17 protein-coding genes and 3 pseudogenes are annotated in these 16,454 nt (G+C 71.8%); 15 read left to right on the plus strand and 5 right to left on the minus strand.

Annotation, left to right across the window (positions count from 1 at the left end; genetic code table 11):
* The first annotated feature begins 94 nt into the window (after window positions 1-94).
* The 6 genes from OG946_RS29250 to OG946_RS29275 all read left to right on the plus strand — a co-directional run bounded on the left by OG946_RS29250 (window position 95) and on the right by OG946_RS29275 (window position 6,648).
* Window positions 95-1,093 (plus strand): ABC transporter ATP-binding protein, encoded by a 999-nt coding sequence (locus tag OG946_RS29250; RefSeq protein ID WP_326798956.1) that lies wholly within the window; start codon window positions 95-97, stop codon window positions 1,091-1,093.
* Window positions 1,090-1,860 carry an ABC transporter ATP-binding protein gene (locus OG946_RS29255; RefSeq protein WP_326798957.1) on the plus strand — a complete coding sequence of 257 codons (771 nt, stop codon included), beginning with the start codon at window positions 1,090-1,092 and terminating at the stop codon, window positions 1,858-1,860. The genes OG946_RS29250 and OG946_RS29255 overlap by 4 nt, the downstream gene beginning before the upstream one ends.
* Window positions 1,861-2,041: 181 nt before the next feature.
* Window positions 2,042-4,603, plus strand: a complete 2,562-nt coding sequence (locus OG946_RS29260; RefSeq protein ID WP_326798958.1) for a sensor histidine kinase KdpD — start codon at window positions 2,042-2,044, stop codon at window positions 4,601-4,603.
* A 100-nt stretch (window positions 4,604-4,703) separates the two neighbouring features.
* The gene (locus tag OG946_RS29265) at window positions 4,704-5,387 is read left to right on the plus strand and encodes a response regulator (RefSeq protein WP_326798959.1); all 684 of its coding nucleotides are present in this window, start codon (window positions 4,704-4,706) and stop codon (window positions 5,385-5,387) included.
* 32 nt (window positions 5,388-5,419) lie between these two features.
* Complete coding sequence (locus tag OG946_RS29270) at window positions 5,420-5,824, plus strand: OB-fold nucleic acid binding domain-containing protein (protein WP_326798960.1); 405 nt, start codon at window positions 5,420-5,422, stop codon at window positions 5,822-5,824.
* Window positions 5,821-6,648: a DUF3159 domain-containing protein gene (locus tag OG946_RS29275; RefSeq protein ID WP_326798961.1), complete on the plus strand. Its 828-nt coding sequence runs from the start codon at window positions 5,821-5,823 to the stop codon at window positions 6,646-6,648. The genes OG946_RS29270 and OG946_RS29275 overlap by 4 nt, the downstream gene beginning before the upstream one ends.
* Window positions 6,649-6,905: 257 nt before the next feature.
* Here OG946_RS29275 and OG946_RS29280 read toward each other — a convergent pair whose 3' ends face one another.
* On the minus strand, window positions 6,906-7,574 hold the full coding sequence (locus tag OG946_RS29280) for a potassium channel family protein (RefSeq protein ID WP_326798962.1): 669 nt from the start codon (window positions 7,572-7,574) through the stop codon (window positions 6,906-6,908).
* A 64-nt stretch (window positions 7,575-7,638) separates the two neighbouring features.
* Window positions 7,639-8,310: a potassium channel family protein gene (locus tag OG946_RS29285; protein WP_101421036.1), complete on the minus strand. Its 672-nt coding sequence runs from the start codon at window positions 8,308-8,310 to the stop codon at window positions 7,639-7,641.
* 193 nt (window positions 8,311-8,503) lie between these two features.
* Between OG946_RS29285 and OG946_RS29290 the strand changes: the two genes are divergently transcribed.
* Window positions 8,504-9,862, plus strand: coding sequence for a class I SAM-dependent RNA methyltransferase (locus tag OG946_RS29290; RefSeq protein WP_326798963.1), 1,359 nt, complete (start codon window positions 8,504-8,506; stop codon window positions 9,860-9,862).
* 293 nt (window positions 9,863-10,155) lie between these two features.
* On the opposite strand, the pseudogene OG946_RS36225 reads toward OG946_RS29290, so the two are convergent.
* From OG946_RS36225 to OG946_RS29305, 3 genes and pseudogenes are all read right to left on the minus strand, one after another.
* A pseudogene (locus tag OG946_RS36225) lies at window positions 10,156-10,471 on the minus strand (transposase); the annotation flags it as partial.
* Window positions 10,472-10,978: 507 nt separating this feature from the next.
* Complete coding sequence (locus OG946_RS29300; RefSeq protein WP_326798964.1) at window positions 10,979-11,395, minus strand: type II toxin-antitoxin system VapC family toxin; 417 nt, start codon at window positions 11,393-11,395, stop codon at window positions 10,979-10,981.
* Window positions 11,392-11,655, minus strand: coding sequence for a CopG family transcriptional regulator (locus OG946_RS29305; protein WP_326798965.1), 264 nt, complete (start codon window positions 11,653-11,655; stop codon window positions 11,392-11,394). Before OG946_RS29305 ends, OG946_RS29300 begins: the two co-directional genes overlap by 4 nt.
* An 885-nt stretch (window positions 11,656-12,540) precedes the next feature.
* Between OG946_RS29305 and OG946_RS29310 the strand changes: the two genes are divergently transcribed.
* The 8 genes and pseudogenes from OG946_RS29310 to OG946_RS29345 all read left to right on the plus strand — a co-directional run bounded on the left by OG946_RS29310 (window position 12,541) and on the right by OG946_RS29345 (window position 16,141).
* Window positions 12,541-13,032: an Asp23/Gls24 family envelope stress response protein gene (locus OG946_RS29310; protein ID WP_326798966.1), complete on the plus strand. Its 492-nt coding sequence runs from the start codon at window positions 12,541-12,543 to the stop codon at window positions 13,030-13,032.
* Window positions 13,033-13,070: 38 nt separating this feature from the next.
* Complete coding sequence (locus OG946_RS29315) at window positions 13,071-13,277, plus strand: hypothetical protein (RefSeq protein WP_326798967.1); 207 nt, start codon at window positions 13,071-13,073, stop codon at window positions 13,275-13,277.
* A 60-nt stretch (window positions 13,278-13,337) separates the two neighbouring features.
* Window positions 13,338-13,682 carry a hypothetical protein gene (locus tag OG946_RS29320; RefSeq protein ID WP_442814520.1) on the plus strand — a complete coding sequence of 115 codons (345 nt, stop codon included), beginning with the start codon at window positions 13,338-13,340 and terminating at the stop codon, window positions 13,680-13,682.
* Entirely contained in the window at window positions 13,679-14,305 is a 627-nt protein-coding gene (locus tag OG946_RS29325; protein ID WP_326798969.1) for a DUF6286 domain-containing protein, read from the plus strand. Before OG946_RS29320 ends, OG946_RS29325 begins: the two co-directional genes overlap by 4 nt.
* Before the next feature lie 6 nt (window positions 14,306-14,311).
* Window positions 14,312-14,911, plus strand: a complete 600-nt coding sequence (amaP, locus tag OG946_RS29330) for an alkaline shock response membrane anchor protein AmaP (protein WP_326798970.1) — start codon at window positions 14,312-14,314, stop codon at window positions 14,909-14,911.
* Window positions 14,912-15,005: 94 nt separating this feature from the next.
* A pseudogene (locus tag OG946_RS29335) lies at window positions 15,006-15,107 on the plus strand (DUF2267 domain-containing protein); the annotation flags it as partial.
* A gap of 60 nt (window positions 15,108-15,167) precedes the next feature.
* A pseudogene (locus OG946_RS29340) lies at window positions 15,168-15,320 on the plus strand (DUF2267 domain-containing protein); the annotation flags it as partial.
* A gap of 482 nt (window positions 15,321-15,802) precedes the next feature.
* Window positions 15,803-16,141, plus strand: a complete 339-nt coding sequence (locus OG946_RS29345) for a MerR family transcriptional regulator (protein ID WP_326798971.1) — start codon at window positions 15,803-15,805, stop codon at window positions 16,139-16,141.
* Window positions 16,142-16,454: the final 313 nt, after the last annotated feature.

Raw genomic sequence — 16,454 nt, forward strand, 5'->3', positions numbered from 1 at the left:
GCCCGGCGGGGACCGCGGGCAGCCCGTCCGGCACGCCCGGCCCCATGCCCCACCGCACATCCCCGACCGCCCGGACCCGGCCCAGGAGGTCCGCGTGACCGAACCCCGCACCCCGGCCCAGGACCCGCCCCCCGACCTCGCCGACTTGGAGGCCGCCGCCCGGGCCGCGCCCGCCGCCGGGGGCGGCGGGCCCGTCGTCGACTGTGACAACCTCGTCCGCATCTTCCACACCGAAGGCGTCGAGGTGCAGGCCCTCCAGGGCCTCGATCTCGCCGTCGCGGAAGGTGAGATGACCGCCCTCGTCGGCGCCTCGGGATCCGGCAAGTCCACCCTCCTCGGCATCCTCTCCGGCCTCGACGTGCCCACCGCGGGCCGCGCCCGCGTCGCCGGGCACGACCTGCTCGCCATGGGCCGCCGCGAGCGGCTGGCGTACCGGCGCCGCACCGTCGGCTTCGTCTGGCAGCAGACCGCCCGCAACCTGCTGCCGTACCTGACCGCCCAGGAGAACGTTGCGCTGCCCATGGCGTACGCCCGCGTCCCCCGCCGCGAGCGCCCCGCCCGGGCCGCCGACCTGCTCGACGCCCTCGGCGTCGCGGACTGCGCGCACCGCCGCCCCGGCGAGCTGTCCGGCGGCGAGCAGCAGCGCGTCGCCGTGGCCGTCGCCGCCGCCAACCGGCCGCGGGTGCTGCTGGCCGACGAGCCGACCGGGGAGCTGGACACCGCGAGCGGCGAGCAGGTCTTCGCCGCGCTGCGCCGCGCCAACGAGGAGCTGGCCACCACCGTCCTCGTCGTCACCCACGACCCGCTGGTCTCCCGTCAGGTCCGCCGCACGGTGCAGATCCGCGACGGCCGCACCGCCGCCGAGACGCTGCGGGACGAGGGGCTGACGGCCGCGGAGTACGCCGTGCTCGACCGGGTCGGCAGGCTGCAGCTCCCGCGCGAGTACGTCGAGCGGTACGGTCTGCGGCGACGGGTCCGGCTGACCGCGGAGCGGGGCCACGTCGGGGTGTGGCGGGCCGGCGGGGAGCCGGCCGCGCCGGAAGGACAGGGCGAGCCGCCCGGCGGGCGGCGCGACGAGGGGGAGGACGCATGAGCGAGGACACCGGCAGAGAAGGCACGGCGGTACGGGAACGGGCGGCGGCCGGCGCCGGGGCCATGGTCGTCGTCGAGGACCTGCACCGCACGTACGGCAGCGGCGCCACCGCCGTGCACGCCCTGCGCGGGGTGTCGCTGCGGGTGCCGCGCGGCGAGCTGGTCGCGCTGAAGGGCCGCTCGGGCTCCGGCAAGACGACGCTGCTGAACCTCGTCGCCGGGCTCGACGTCGCCGACTCCGGCCGGATCGAGCTGGACGGCGTGGCGCTGTCCGGGCTCGGCGAGGCGGAGCTGCTGGAGCTGCGGCGGGACCGGATCGGGCTGGTCTTCCAGTCGTTCGGGCTGATCCCGATCCTGTCCGCGGCAGAGAACGTCGGGGTGCCGATGCGGCTGCGCAAGGTACCGCCGCGGGAGCGCGAGGAGCGGGTGGAGCTGCTGCTCGCGCTGGTCGGGCTCGCGGACCACGCCGCGCAGCGGCCGGGGGAGCTGTCCGGCGGGCAGCAGCAGCGGGTGGCGATCGCCCGGGCGCTGGCGAACCGTCCTGCGCTGATCATCGCGGACGAGCCGACGGGGCAGTTGGACGCGGAGACGGGGCACGCGGTGATGGAGTTGCTGCGGGCGGTGGTGCGCAGCGAGGACGTCACGGCGCTGGTGGCCACGCACGACGCGGCGCTGCTGGACCTGGCGGACCGGGTCCTGGAGCTGCGCGACGGCACGATCACGGACCACTCGGAGGCGGGCACGGCCGGGGAGCCGCCGGCCCTCTGACCCGTACGACCGCCGCACCCGCCGCCCGCCACCCGTACGCCCCACGGCCCCGCGGCGCCCCCGGCTCCCGTCAGAGACGCGTCAAGGTCCGGTCCCCGGCCCTCGCCGGGGGCGCCGGACCGCCCGCGCGGTCGTACGCTCGACGGTGCGACATGCACGAAAGCGGACGGACAATCGAGTCATGACACGGGGCAAGCTGCGGATCTACCTGGGCGCGGCGCCGGGCGTGGGCAAGACCTACGCGATGCTCTCCGAGGCGCACCGACGGCTGGAGCGCGGCACCGACGTGGTCGTGGGTTTCGTCGAGCACCACGACCGGCCGCGCACCGAGGTGCTGCTCTACGGCCTGGAGCAGATACCGCGCCGCGAGCTGGACTACCGCGGCACGCGGTTCACCGAGATGGACGTGGACGCCGTCCTCGCCCGCCGGCCCGCCGTGGCGCTCGTCGACGAGATGGCCCACACCAACGTCCCCGGCTCCCGCAACGAGAAGCGCTGGCAGGACATCAAGGAGCTGCTGAGCGCCGGCATCGACGTCATATCGACCGTCAACATCCAGCACCTGGAGTCGCTGGGGGACGTCGTGGAGGCCATCACCGGTGTACGGCAGCGGGAGACCGTGCCGGACGCCGTGGTCCGCAAGGCCGGCCAGATCGAGCTTGTCGACATGTCGCCCGAGGCGCTCCGCCGCCGCATGGCCCACGGCAACATCTACGACCCCGGCAAGATCGACGCCGCGCTGTCCAACTACTTCCGCCCCGGCAACCTCACCGCCCTGCGCGAGCTGGCGCTGCTCTGGGTCGCCGACCGCGTCGACGACTACCTGCGGGAGTACCGCAGCGAGCACGACATCCGCGACACCTGGCAGGCTCGCGAGCGCATCGTCGTCGGCATCACCGGCGGCCCCGAGGGCCGTACGCTCATCCGCCGCGGCGCCCGGCTGGCGACCAAGGGCGCGGGCGGCGAGATCATGGCCGTCTACATCTCCCGCAGCGACGGCCTGACCCCCCTGAACACCGCCCCGCCCGAGGAGCTGGCCGTCCAGCGCACCCTTGTCGAGGACCTGGGCGGTACGTTCCACCACGTCATCGGCGACGACGTGCCGGACGCCCTGCTGGAGTTCGCGCGCGGCGTCAACGCCACCCAGATCGTGCTGGGCTCCAGCCGCCGCAAGGCGTGGCAGTACGCCTTCGGCCCCGGCGTGGGCGCGACCGTCGCCCGCGAGTCCGGGCCCGACCTCGACGTGCACATCGTCACCCACGGCGAGGTCGCCAAGGGCCGCGGGCTGCCGATGGCCCGCGGCGCCGGCCTCGGCCGCGGCCGTATCGTCGCCGGCTGGCTCGTCGGCCTGGTCGGGCCCGTGCTGCTCACCGCCGTGATGCTCAGGCTCGACCGGACCCTCGGGCTGGCCAACGAGGTGCTGCTGTTCCTCTTCGCCACCGTGCTGGCGGCCCTCCTCGGCGGCACGCTGCCGGCGCTGGCCTCCGCCGGGGTCGGCTCGCTGCTGCTGAACTACTACTTCACCCCGCCCGTGGAGACCTTCACCATCGCCGACGCGCGCAACATCGTCGCCCTCGTGGTCTTCTTCGCGGTCGCCGTCGCGGTGGCGTCCGTCGTCGACCTCGCCGCCCGCCGCACCTCCCAGGCCGCCCGGCTGCGCGCCGAGTCGGAGGTGATGTCGCTGCTCGCGGGCAGCGTGCTGCGCGGCGAGGGGTCGCTCGAATCGCTCCTGGACCGGGTGCGCGAGACGTTCGGCATGGAGTCCGTGTCGCTCTTCGAGCGGCAGCGCGGCGAGGACGGCTGGACCTGCGTCGGCCGCGTCGGCGGCAGCGCCGGCGCCCCCCCGGGCCCGGACGACGCCGACGCCGACATGCCCGTGGGCGACGACATGGCGCTGGCGCTCACCGGCCGCAAGCTGCCCGCCGCCGACCGCCGGGTGCTCGGCGCGTTCGCCGCCCAGGCGGCCGTCGTACTGGAGCGGCAGCGGCTGGCCGCCGAGGCCGTGGAGGCCCGCAAGCTGGCCGAGGGCAACCGCATCCGCACCGCGCTGCTCGCCGCCGTCAGCCACGACCTGCGCACCCCGCTCGCCGCCATCAAGGCCGCCGTCACCTCGCTGCGCTCCGACGACGTCGCCTGGTCCGAGGAGGACGAGGCGGAGCTGCTCGCCGCCATCGAGGAGGGCGCCGACCGGCTCGACGCCCTCGTCGGCAACCTGCTCGACATGTCCCGCCTGCAGACCGGCACCGTCACCCCGCTGCTGCGCGAGGTCGACCTCGACGAGGTGGTGCCCAAGGCGCTGGCCGGCGTGCCCGAGGGCAGCGTCACGCTCGGGATCCCCGAGACCCTGCCGATGGTCACCGTCGACGCCGGGCTGCTGGAGCGCTCGGTGGCGAACGTGGTCGAGAACGCGGTCAAGTACAGCCCGCCGGGCACCCCCGTCCTGGTGCAGGCGAGCGCCCTCGGCGACCGGGTCGAGCTGCGCGTCGTCGACCGCGGCCCCGGGGTCCCCGACAGCGGCAAGGACCGGATCTTCGAGCCCTTCCAGCGCTACGGGGACGCCCCCCGCGGCGCCGGCGTGGGCCTCGGCCTCGCGGTCGCCCGTGGCTTCGCCGAGGCGGTGGGCGGCACCCTCGTCGCCGAGGACACCCCCGGCGGCGGGCTGACGATGGTGCTCACGCTGCGGGCGGCCCCGGGCCGCGGCACCCCCGCGTCCGCCGAGCTGCCGGCCCAGGCGACGACGTGACTCCCGCCGTCCCGTACGCGGCCGCCGGCTCCCCGGCGGCGCCGGCGCGCGCGCCCCGTCTCCGTATCCGTATCCTCCGAATGGACGAAAGGCAGCCGCCATGCACCGGGTGCTCGTGGTCGACGACGAGCCGCAGATCGTGCGCGCGCTCGTCATCAACCTCAAAGCGCGTAAGTACGAGGTCGACGCCGCCCAGGACGGCGCCACCGCCCTCAAGCTCGCCGCCGACCGCCACCCCGACGTGATCGTCCTGGATCTCGGCCTGCCCGACATGGACGGCGTCGACGTCATCCGCGGCATCCGCGGCTGGACCCGGGTGCCGATCCTGGTGCTCTCCGCCCGGCACAGCTCGGACGAGAAGGTCGAGGCCCTCGACGCGGGCGCGGACGACTACGTGACCAAGCCCTTCGGCATGGACGAGCTGCTGGCCCGGCTGCGCGCCGCCGTCCGCCGCGCCGAGCCCTCCGCGCCCGTCGGGGACGAGGCCGTCGTCACCACGGACGCCTTCACCGTCGACCTCGCGGCCAAGAAGGTCCACCGCGACGGCGCCGACGTCCGCCTCACGCCCACCGAGTGGCACCTGCTCGAAGTGCTGGTACGCAACGCCGGCCGGCTGGTCAGCCAGAAGCAGCTCCTCAAGGAGGTCTGGGGGCCCTCGTACGGCACGGAGACCAACTACCTGCGGGTCTACATGGCCCAGCTCCGCCGCAAGCTGGAGGCCGACCCGGCCCACCCGCGCCACTTCGTCACCGAGCCGGGCATGGGCTACCGCTTCGAGCAGTGAAACGGACCGCCCCGTGCGGGTACCCTGCGGGCATGGACCCCGCCCGTAGCGCCGACCGACCCGCCGGCCCGTTCCGCCGGCTGCTGGGCCGTATCACCGGCGCCGCGGAGCCGCCGGTGGAGGACAGCCTCCCGCCCGACGAGGAGACCGCCGACGTCACGCCGATCCGGCAGTGCCACGACCGCGCCGTCGTCACCGTCACCGGCAGTCTCCGCACCGTCACGCTCCAGCCGCGCGCCGGCGTCCCCGCGCTGCAGGCGGAGCTCTTCGACGGCACGGACTCGCTCGACCTGGTCTGGCTCGGCCGCCGCGCCATCACCGGCATCGAGCCGGGCCGCAGCCTGACCGCCTCAGGACGGATCGCCATGAGCCGCGGGCGGCGGGTGCTCTTCAACCCCAAGTACGAACTGCGACCCCTCGGACAGGAGCAGCGGTGACGTCTTTCCAGAAGCCGGCCGACGAGCGCGCCGGCGGCACCGGCGCGACCGGCGGCCCACCCGGGACCGCACCCGCACCGGCGCCCTCGTCCGAGGACGATGCCGGCCGCACCGCCTCCGACGTACCGGAGGGCGACTCGCACGCTGTCACCCAGGCCGCCATGGCCGAGGCGTTCGGCGGCATCCGCGGCATGGTGGAGACCACGGTCCCGGGGCTCGTCTTCGTGCTCGTCTACACCATCGGCTCGGACATCAAGCCCTCCGCGATCGCCGCGCTCGGGGTCTCGCTGCTGCTCGGCCTCTCCCGGCTGATCACCGGCGGCACCTTCAAGCACGCCTTCAGCGGCGTCTTCGGCGTGGCCATCGGCGTCGCCTTCGCGAACATGACCGGCAACGCCAAGGATTTCTACCTCCCCGGGCTGCTCTACGGCCTCGGGCTGGCGCTCGCGTACATCCTCAGCACCCTCGCGGGCCTGCCGCTGATCGGGGTGATCCTCGGCCCGCTGTTCCGCGAGAACCTGTCGTGGCGCACCCGCAACCCCGGCCGCAAGAAGGCGTACGCCAAGGCGAGCTGGGCCTGGGGCCTGATCTTCCTCGCCAAGTCCGCGATCCTCTTCCCGCTGTACTTCTGGGCCGACCCCAAGGAGTTCGGCTGGGTGATCGTGGCACTGAAGATCCCGCCGCTGCTGCTCGCGGTCACGCTCACGTACATCTTCCTCAAGCAGGCGCCGCCGCCGATCGACGTGATCGCGGAGGCGGAAGCGGAGGAGAAGGCACAGGAGGAACGCGAGAAGCGCGGCCACCCGGCGGCCGAGCGCGACTAGGGTCTGTCGTCGATCTCGCGTCGTTCGCCCGCAGGGCGGGCGGCGCGGGGGGCACCGCCCACGCCCTCAGGGCGTAGGGGGAGTCTGGTGCGTGCGCTCGCAAGGCGGAGGGTCGTCCGCATAGTGGGCCTCTTCGGTCGATCCCGGCAACGCAGCGAGCGTGCGTGCCGGGCTCCCCCACAGCGCGCTGCGCGCACGTGGGCGGTACCCCCAGCCGCAGACGGGAGATTGAAGACAGACCCTAGCGCGCCGCCGGGTCAGCCTTCGCGGCGTACCGAAAGCAGCTCCTCCAACTGCTCCTCGCGCGCCTGCGCGGCCACGAACAGCAGCTCGTCGCCCGCCTCCAGGGTGTCGTCCGGCTTCGGGGTGAGGACCGTGCTGCCGCGGATGATCGTCACCAGCGTGGTGTCCGCGGGCCAGTCGACGTCGCCGACGGCGGTGCCCGTGAGGGCCGACTCCTCCGGCAGGGTCAGCTCGACGAGGTTCGCGTCGCCGTGGCTGAAGCGCAGCAGCCGGACCAGGTCGCCGACGCTGACGGCCTCCTCCACCAGGGCGGACATCAGCCGCGGCGTGGAGACGGCGACGTCCACGCCCCACGCCTCGGTGAAGAGCCACTCGTTGCGCGGGTTGTTGACCCGGGCGACCACGCGCGGCACGCCGTACTCGGTCTTGGCGAGCAGCGAGACGACGAGGTTGACCTTGTCGTCGCCGGTGGCGGCGATGACCACGTGGCAGCGCTGCAGCGCCGCCTCGTCCAGCGAGGCGATCTCGCAGGCGTCGGCGAGCAGCCACTCCGCCCGCGGCACCCGCTCGACGGCGATGGCGGTGGGCGTCTTGTCGATGAGCAGGACCTCGTGCCCGTTGTCCAGCAGCTCGCCCGCGATGGAGCGGCCCACCGCACCGGCACCTGCGATCGCGACTCTCACAGCGCTGCTCCGTTCACTTCCCCGCGCGCCTCAGCGTGCGGCCGGGCGGCCGCGAGTGCGTCGCTCACCGTCGGTCCTCCGTCTCCGGGCCCTTCGCGCAGGCCGCCTCGACCTGCTCCACCTCGTCGGTACGCATGATCACATGCACCAGGTCGCCGTCCTGCAGCACCGTCTTCGCGGTGGGCAGCACGGCCTCGCCCTGCCGGGTGAGGAACGCGACCCGTACGCCCGTCTCCTCCTGCAGCTCGGCCACCCGGCGCCCGATCCACGACGCCGAGGTGTGCACCTCCGCCAGCTCCACCCGGCCGCTCGGGTCCCGCCACAGCGGCTCCGCGCCCGAGGGCAGCAGCCGGCGCAGCATCTGGTCGGCGGTCCAGCGGACGGTGGCGACGGTGGGGATGCCGAGCCGCTGGTAGACCTCGGCGCGGCGGGGGTCGTAGATCCGGGCGGCGACGTTCTCGACGCCGAACATCTCGCGGGCGACGCGGGCGGCGATGATGTTCGAGTTGTCGCCGGAGCTGACCGCGGCGAAGGCCCCCGCCTCCTCGATGCCGGCGTCCTTCAGGGTGTCCTGGTCGAAGCCGATGCCGGTGATGCGGCGCCCGCCGAAGCCGGGGCCGAGGCGGCGGAAGGCGGTGGGGTCGCGGTCGATCACCGACACCGTGTGCCCTTGCTGCTCCAGCGTGCGCGCCAGGGTGGAGCCCACCCGGCCGCACCCCATGATCACGATGTGCACACGGCGTCCCTTCGCCCTGTCCGGCTTTTCTGTTCAAGCTACACACCCTCTGGGCCGGGGAGCACCCCGGGTGGCGCCGGTAGACGGGTGGGGCCGATGGGCCCGCCCGTACGGTACGGGTCGGGCGGGCCGCCTAGACTGGCGCGCGCCCGGTCCGCCCGCAGCCACAGAACCAGCCCCAGGAGTCCGCCCCGTGCCCGAAGAACAGCAGGCCCACGCCACGTCCCCGAGCGTGGTCGGGGACGAGTACGAGGTCGAGGTCGGCCCGGTGGCGCACGGCGGGCACTGCGTGGCCCGCACGGCGGAGGGCCAGGTGCTCTTCGTACGCCACACGCTGCCCGGCGAACGGGTCGTCGCGCGGGTCACCGAGGGACGCGCCGGCGCACGCTTCCTGCGCGCGGACGCGGTCCGGGTGCTGGAACCGGCGAAGGACCGCATCGAGGCGCCGTGCCCCTACGCCGGCCCCGGCAAGTGCGGCGGCTGCGACTTCCAGCACGTCGCCCCGGGCGCCCAGCGCCGGCTGAAGGCCGACGTACTCGCCGAGCAACTGACCCGGCTCGCGGGGCTCACCGCCGAGGACGCGGGGTGGGACGGCACGGTGGAGCCGGTGCCGGGCGACAAGGTGCCGAAGGGCGAGGTGCCGGCATGGCGCACCCGGGTGCAGTACGCGATCGACCCCGGCGGCCGCGCGGGCCTGCGCAAGCACCGCTCGCACGAGGTGCAGCCCGTGGACCGCTGCCTGATCGCCGCCCCGGAGGTGGAGGAACTGGGCGTGGAGAGCCGTGAGTGGCCGCAACTGGCCACGGTCGAGGCCATCGCCGCCACCGGCTCCGGCGACCGCCAGGTCGTCCTCACCCCCCGCCCGGGCGGCCGGCTCCCCCTGGTCGAACTGGACCGCCCCGTCTCCGTGCTCCGCGCGGAAGACCCCCGCACCCCCGGCGCCCCCGCCGCGATCCACCGCGTCCACGGCCGCGACTTCGTCCGCGAACGCGCCGCGGGCCGCACCTGGCGCGTCGGCGCGGGCGGCTTCTGGCAGGTGCACCCGCGGGGCGCGGACCTGCTCGTCGAGACGGTGATGACGGGCCTGATGCCGAAGAAGGGCGACATGGCCCTCGACCTCTACTGCGGCGTCGGCCTCTTCGCCGGCGCCCTCGCCGAACGCGTCGGCCCGAAGGGCGCGGTCCTCGGCATCGAGTCCGGCAAACGCGCCGCCGCGGACGCCCGCCACAACCTCGCCGACCTCGACCGCGTCCGCATCGAACAGGGCAAGGTCGACCGCGTCCTCCCCCGCACGGGCATCACAGAAGCGGACCTCGTCGTCCTGGACCCACCCCGCACCGGCGCCGGCCGCCAGGTGATCACCCAGGTCACCGCCCTCCACCCCCGCCGCATCGCCTACGTCGCCTGCGACCCGGCAGCCCTGGCCCGAGACCTCTCCTACTTCACCGCCGCGGGCTACACCCCGAAGTGGACCCGAGCCTTCGACCTCTTCCCGATGACCCACCACATGGAGTGCGTGGCAGTGCTTGTGAGGGCCGAGAAGGGGCACTGACCTGCAATTTTGTGGAAACGGGGGATGGATTCGACATCTTTCCCCCGCGGAAACAGTTCGAGGCGTGATGGTATGGCCCCATAGGATCTGACCTGGGCTTTTCTGGTGCAATGGCTGATTGTTGCCTGGTCTGCGGGCGGGGTGTCCTGGCAGTCATGACGCTGAAATGACGCTCGTTCTGACGGGCATTCAGGTGGGGTAGCACGGGGACACGGGCGGCTATCGGGGGCGGGGCGAAGCAGGTGTGGGAGACGCTGCGGCCGAGCTCGTCGCCCGTATCGCGGCCATGTCCCCTGGAGTGGTGTAGGGGCGGGTGGCTGGTCTGTGGTCCGGTTTTCGGTGTGGAGCTCGGTCATGCTGCCTTCGGGTAGGCAGCGGCGGGGGAAGGCGATCCATTCGTCGTGCGTCTCGGCGAGCACGGCGGTGGTCAGTCGCTCTGGGGCGGCGGGGTTGGGGGGAGACCTGCACGACGTCGGTGCGGCGTTTGATCTCGCGGTTGATCCGCTCCAGCGGGTTCGTCGACTGGATCTCTTTCCAGTGCTGGAGTGGGAAGACCGCGAAGGCGGTCAGGTCCTCCTTGGCGTCCAGCAGCATCTGTCTGACCATCGGGGCCGACCCTCGGCAACCCCGATCTGTACTTCGACGGGATCAATTCAGTACGAGGCAGTGCGGCCGAGAGTCTGGGCAACCTGCTGATCCATGACCAGGACGGCTCACGGGCCGCCTTAATGGTGCTCCACCTGGACCGGCTGGCCGCAGATCCGTCCCCGGCGTTCCGGTCGTGCGTGGCGCATCTTCTCAAGGCCAGCCTTGACGGCTCGCGCGCACTGGTCTTCGCAGGGCTCATCGGCGACGACACGACTCAGGCCGAACGTACGCGGGAACGCAGGGGCGGTTCAGGGGGCTGAGCGTGTGAGGGGTGGGTCCGACCGTGAACCGGAGGATCCCCCCCATTGCGGCAAGAAGCGGACTTGGGGGCGGCTCGGGTGCCGCCGCGCAGTCGGCTCGGCCAGCGCGCTTCGGTGGCCTGCGCGGCACGGAGAAGGCTGACCATGTGAGGATGCGGTCACTGCGGCAGTTGTACTTCACGCCGGGCGGCAAGCGAGGCGGTTCCCGTCAGATCTTGATCACGGTGGCCCGTGTCCCGCAGAGGGCGGTGAGGTCCTCGGGGTCGGAGGTGAGCACGGTGGTGGGGCCGGGGGCGCCGAGTGCGGTCGCGGCGAGTATGGCGTCGATGGCGTATTTGTGGCCGTGGAGACCGGCGTCGGCGAGGAGCGTAGAGGCGTGCCGGGCGAGCGGGTCGGTGACCGGTTCCACGACCAGCCGGGAGAGGGCCCACTCCAGGGCGGGGCGGTTGATCCGAGGGTGGATAACCTCGACCAGGGTGGCCGCGGAGGTGATGACCCGGAGATCATCGGCGCGTGCGAGGGCGAGCCAGGTTGTGACAGTCCGGTCGCGCAGGACGGCCTTCGCTAGCCCTTCGCTGTCCAGGACGAGGGTGCCGCCCGGGACCGCGGGGGAGGTGCGGGTCACGCGGCGTCCGCCCGGCCCGAGCCCTGCTGCTGCCGGGCCCGGTGGAGCTCGTCGCGCAGGGCCTGGATCTCCTCGTCGGTGACTGGGCCGTGTTCCGCCTCCGCGACGGCGATGAGCTCGTTGAGATTGTCGCGCTCGACCTGACGGGCGACCGCTGCGGCGACGTAGGCGGAGAGGCCGGAGGGTCCGCTGCGGTCGCGGGCGGCCTCGGCGATGTCCCGCGGCATGGTGATGGAGTACTTGCCGGTGGCTTCACTCATGCTACCTATCTTACCGCTGATGCTCCTCCTGGTTCGGTGTCGTTCGGGCTGCGCGATCAGGCAAGTCCCTGTGTGCTCTGGGCGCCCTCGTCGTCTGGACAGCTGGCACATCACTGCCTGCCGCCTTGGTGATCCGTGACGCTCGTTTGACGCTGATGGCGCGTACCGGGCGTGATTTTGAGACGTGTACCGGCTCTGACCTGCATTTCTTTCCGAGTAGTCGAAATTCGATCTCTTCTCGATGACCCACCACATGGAGTGCGTGGCAGTGCTTGTGAGGGCCGAAAAGGCGGCCTGACCTTCGGTTTTCATGATGCGCATGAGGTGCGTTGTGTGCGGTATGGGCGATATTCTGACGCTGAAATGACGCTCTCCGAGGTGTCGTGACGCTCATGCACAGCCTCGGCGTCTTCGCCACGGGGGGTCGAGGAGCATCACGGGGCTGCTGAAGTTCATGTGGAGTCTCTCGGCTTCGCCTTCCACTCTGCGTTTCCTGCCTGCCGCACTGAGCAGGTGGGCCAGGGTCTTGTGGTCCAGCCGGGATGCGGCCCGGGGAGTGGGGGCAGCGGCCAGGACGGCTCGTGCCTGAGGGTCGCGCAGCCCTCAGGCGCTGGCCGGCCATGCCGATACGGCAGCCGGCGATCCGCATCAACGCCGCCCGCAGGGCGTGCAGGACTTCGACACGGTGGGCCACGGCCGCCCGGTGGGCGTGCGCCGCGATCCGAAGCGCCCGTGTCTGTGGGCGCCGGGGCGGTCAACCGCTCACCGTTCGCGATGCACATTCACCTCATTGCCGCAATAAAAGTGGGACTACTGTGCCAAATCTTTCATTCGGGGCAAATCATGTAAGAGGATCTTGTTGATCAAGTGAGAGGTGGCTTCGTGGTGTCCCACGAGACGGAAAAACCACAGTCTGCGCCTGCGGGCCGTCAGGGCGGTGAGGGCGGTCATGGAGGTGGCGCCGGCAGGCAGGTTGCGCAGGGCGATCGCGGCCGGACCACCATCGCCGACGGGGTGGTCGAGAAGATCGCGGGGCTGGCCGCGAGGGACGTGCCGGGCGTACACGCCATGGGCGGCGGTATCACGCGTACGCTCGGCACCGTCCGCGACCGGGTTCCCGGTGGTGCGAGCAGCAGGTCGTCCGTCACCCGTGGAGTGAAGGCCGAGGTCGGCGAGGTGCAGTGCGCCCTCGATCTAGATCTCGTGGTCGAGTACGGCTTCCCCATCGCGGACCTGGCCTCGGAGGTCAGGGAGAGTGTTATTGCGGCTGTGGAGCGGATGACGGGCCTGGATGTTGTCGAGGTCAACATCGCGGTCGACGACGTCAAATTGCCTGAAGACGAGGACGAAGAAGACGGTGGCAGAACGATCAGGTAGTCCGGTCGCGCCGGCCAGTGCTGGGTAGGGAGCACATGATGAGCATGACCGCGATCGGCGTGGCAGCCGGGATGGCGGCTGGCTTCGCCGGGTACTTCGGTGGTTTCGGAGCCTTTGTCGTGGTGGTGGTCCTGGGCTTGATCGGGTTCGTTCTCGGGCGGGTTGCCGACGGCGACCTGGAGATGGGCGACCTCTTCCGCGCCGGAAGAGGCGGAAGCGGCGACCGTTTCGACCGGCGCAGGTGAGGCCCGGTGACGACACCAGCGGCTCCACGAGTGAGGTCCGAAGCCCGGGGCGCGACACGGGTGGCGGACCGGGTGGTAGCCAAGATCGCGATGCAAGAGGCGCGCGAGGCGCTACGCGCACGCAGCCCTGCTCACACACAGGGCCCGGCAGCGGGCTCCACGACGGCGACCGCACGGGCCAAGGTCTCGGTACGCCCCCAGGGCGGGAACGGCTTCGGTCAGGCCCAGGTACAGGTCAGCGTTGACCTGGACTACCCCACGCAGATCGGCATCCAGTGTGCCGAAGTCCGCCGGCGGGTGAGTGAACGTGTCGAAAGCCTGGCGGGCATGACCATTCTCCAGGTCGCCGTGCGCGTCGAACGACTGCGCGGACCGCAGGCGTCCGGCAGGGAGCGGGCGCGGTGAGTGAGGAGAGCCTTCCCGATGGCGAGCTCGCCCGCTCGAAAGCGGGCGGCGTCCTCGGTAGCGGTGCCGCCATGGACGCCGGCCGGGCCCGGCGGTTCTGGTCGGCCCGCAGGGTTCCTGCGAGCATCGTCGCGCTGATCGTGCTGGTCGCTTCCGGCTTCCTGCTCTACGACGTGGTGTCGGTCCGCGCCGGACGACCAGGTATGCACTGGCGCCGCTGGCTCGCCCACAAGCTGTCCACCGTCCACCTGGACAACACCTGGGTCTTGGCCAGCACAGCCGCGATCACCGCGATCGGGTTGTGGCTCGTGGTCACGGCGCTGACTCCCGGACTGCGTAATCTGCTCCCGATGCAGCGCCCCTGCGGTGACATCCGCGCCGGCCTTGAACGCTCAGCGGCCGCGTTGATCCTGCGCGACCGTGCCATGGAAATCTCCGGCGTCCAGTCAGCAAAGCTGTCCGTTGGCCGACGACGCGTCAAAGCGCACGCCATCTCCCACTTCCGCAACCTGGATGACGTACGCAAAGAGCTCCGCACCACCCTGGACCAGGAGCTGCGCCAGCTTGCACTGGCCCGCCAGCCGAAACTGTCCGTCTACGCGAAACGGGCGAAGAGGTGGTGAGGTGACATGCGCCAGGCACGCCTGATCGTCAACCGGCTGCTGCTCGGAGCGTGCGGTCTGGTCCTCCTCGGCTTCGGCGGGACTGCGCTGCTTGGCGGACTGGATCTCCTGCGCCGATGGCACTTCCCCAGCGCCTGGCCCTGGGACCGACCCCAACAGGTCCTGCTCAGCGACGCCGACCGAACCCGATGGCGCGACCAGGGATGGTGGTGGCCCGTCGTCATCGCCGCGCTGGCCGTCATCCTCCTGCTCACCCTGTGGTGGCTGCTGGCCCAGGTGCGCCGTCGCCGACTGAGCGAGGTACTGGTGGACACCCACGACGGCGAGACGGCCCAGGTGAACGGCCGCGCCCTGGAGGACGCCCTGTCCGCGGAAGCCGGGGCATTTCCTGGCGTCGACCGGGCAGCCACCCGCCTGGTCGGCCGCCGCACCCATCCCCGTACCTGGCTGTCCCTGCGGCTGGCCCCGCACGCCGACCCCGCGCGCACTGTTGCCCTCATCGCCGACGAAGCAATTCCCCATGCCCGCGATGCCGTAGGGACAGACCAGCTACCGACCGAGATCCGGCTTCGAGCAACTTCACACCGCGCAGACCGCGTCCTTTGAAGATTCCCACACCTGCGCCACAGCGAACACCTGAGCGATGGCGTCGTCGCGGCAGCCGTCATCATCCTCCCCTGCGGCGGCAGCGAGTGTCCGCGAGGGCGTCGCCGACGCCGCCGGAGAGGACCTCATGGGCCGGATCCTGCTCCAGCTCCCGGTCGGCTACGACCTGCTCTCCGGCCGCCTCCGCTCCACCTGACCATCCGGCACGCCGGCGCCCGGACACCACCGGGCCGCAGGCAGAAAGGCGAACGACCCAGTGATCTCCGACCGGCACGTGCTACCCCGGCAGTACGGGGCGGCATACGAACAGTTGCTGGAGCGGGCCCGCTACGAGGGCGCCTACCCCTCCCGGCAGCGAGCCGACGTAGTCGTCCGCCTGGTTCTGGCCGGGCTGGAACGCCAGCCGACATGCTCCTCCGTGCACCCCCCTCACACCTAAGACGCGTGCGCGCGTGCAACTTTTCGCATGCCTGAGACGGTAGAAGTCGGCTACCCCGCACACGGAAAATCTGTCGTGGCCGGAATAGACATCCGCGGTGGGCTGTCGTAGTCTTCTACACGTAGCCAAGAGATCGAGAAGGCGTGGCAGAGGACGAACTGCCCGCAGGAAAGACAGCAGTGACAGACGAGTAGAGGAGAAGGAGGAAGCAGACGCCATCAGGATCGCCCGGGCGAAGTCATGAACAGCCCGGGTACCGCAGGCCCCGGAACGGAAGGTGGTCACACGGTCACACATCCGCGATCCTCGCACTCCCCGCCTCTTCTCTGGCGGCAGTGCGGATAACAGTGGCCGGCATCTGAAAGCCGGCAGATGGTGTTGCAAACCCCCCTCGGGCCCTGGCGCCGTTCGGCGCCAGGGCCCCTCGATGCGTTTCCCTATCAGAGGTGTGCATGACCGAAGAAGACCCGCTCGGCCGTCTCGACGACGATGACTACCCCGCCTACACCATGGGGCGTGCCGCCGAAATACTCGGCACCAGCCCCGCCTTCCTCCGCACCCTCGGAGAAGCCCGCCTCATCACCCCCCTCCGCTCGTCGGGCGGACACCGCCGCTACTCCCGCCACCAGCTGCGACTCGCCGCCCGCGCCCGCGAACTCGTCGACCAGGGCACCCCCGTCGAGGCCGCCTGCCGCATCATCAGCCTCGAAGACCAGCTCGGCGAGGCCAAGCGCATCAATGAAGAACGGGACCGGCAGGCCCCTGAACGCCGTCCCAAGTCCGATGCCTGAAGCGGCGTACCCGCCCGGCCTGCGGCACTTTCCGCGCGCGCTTGCGCCGGGTGCGGTGAAGGTGCCGCCGGTGCCGACCTCGAAGGTGTCAGGCACCTTCCGGCTTGCTTCTTCGGCGGGTGGGCACGGGGCAGACGTGCGGCGGACGCCGGCAGCACGGGATGTACGGTCAAGGGCGAGCTTCATGCGCGCACCTGCCTTGGTACGTCGCGGGACCGGTTTCGCCCGACGGGGCTGCGCGGCGGGCTGATTGGTCGAAGGAGACGGGTTGCGCCGTCTGATGGTCACGGATCGGGATCACGAGCGGGCCCTG

Origin of the sequence: Streptomyces sp. NBC_01808, from assembly GCF_035917395.1 — a bacterium.
GTDB lineage: Bacteria > Actinomycetota > Actinomycetes > Streptomycetales > Streptomycetaceae > Streptomyces.

Bases quoted from the DNA above. Each gene is read 5' to 3' on its own strand.
- OG946_RS29255 (WP_326798957.1), top strand. From the start codon at position 1,090: ATGAGCGAGGACACCGGCAGAGAAGGCACGGCGGTACGGGAACGGGCG.
- OG946_RS29260 (WP_326798958.1), top strand. From the start codon at position 2,042: ATGACACGGGGCAAGCTGCGGATCTACCTGGGCGCGGCGCCGGGCGTG.
- OG946_RS29265 (WP_326798959.1), top strand. From the start codon at position 4,704: ATGCACCGGGTGCTCGTGGTCGACGACGAGCCGCAGATCGTGCGCGCG.
- OG946_RS29270 (WP_326798960.1), top strand. From the start codon at position 5,420: ATGGACCCCGCCCGTAGCGCCGACCGACCCGCCGGCCCGTTCCGCCGG.
- OG946_RS29305 (WP_326798965.1), bottom strand. From the start codon at position 11,655: ATGAGTGAAGCCACCGGCAAGTACTCCATCACCATGCCGCGGGACATC.
- OG946_RS29315 (WP_326798967.1), top strand. From the start codon at position 13,071: ATGAGCATGACCGCGATCGGCGTGGCAGCCGGGATGGCGGCTGGCTTC.
- amaP (WP_326798970.1), top strand. From the start codon at position 14,312: ATGCGCCAGGCACGCCTGATCGTCAACCGGCTGCTGCTCGGAGCGTGC.
- OG946_RS29345 (WP_326798971.1), top strand. From the start codon at position 15,803: ATGACCGAAGAAGACCCGCTCGGCCGTCTCGACGACGATGACTACCCC.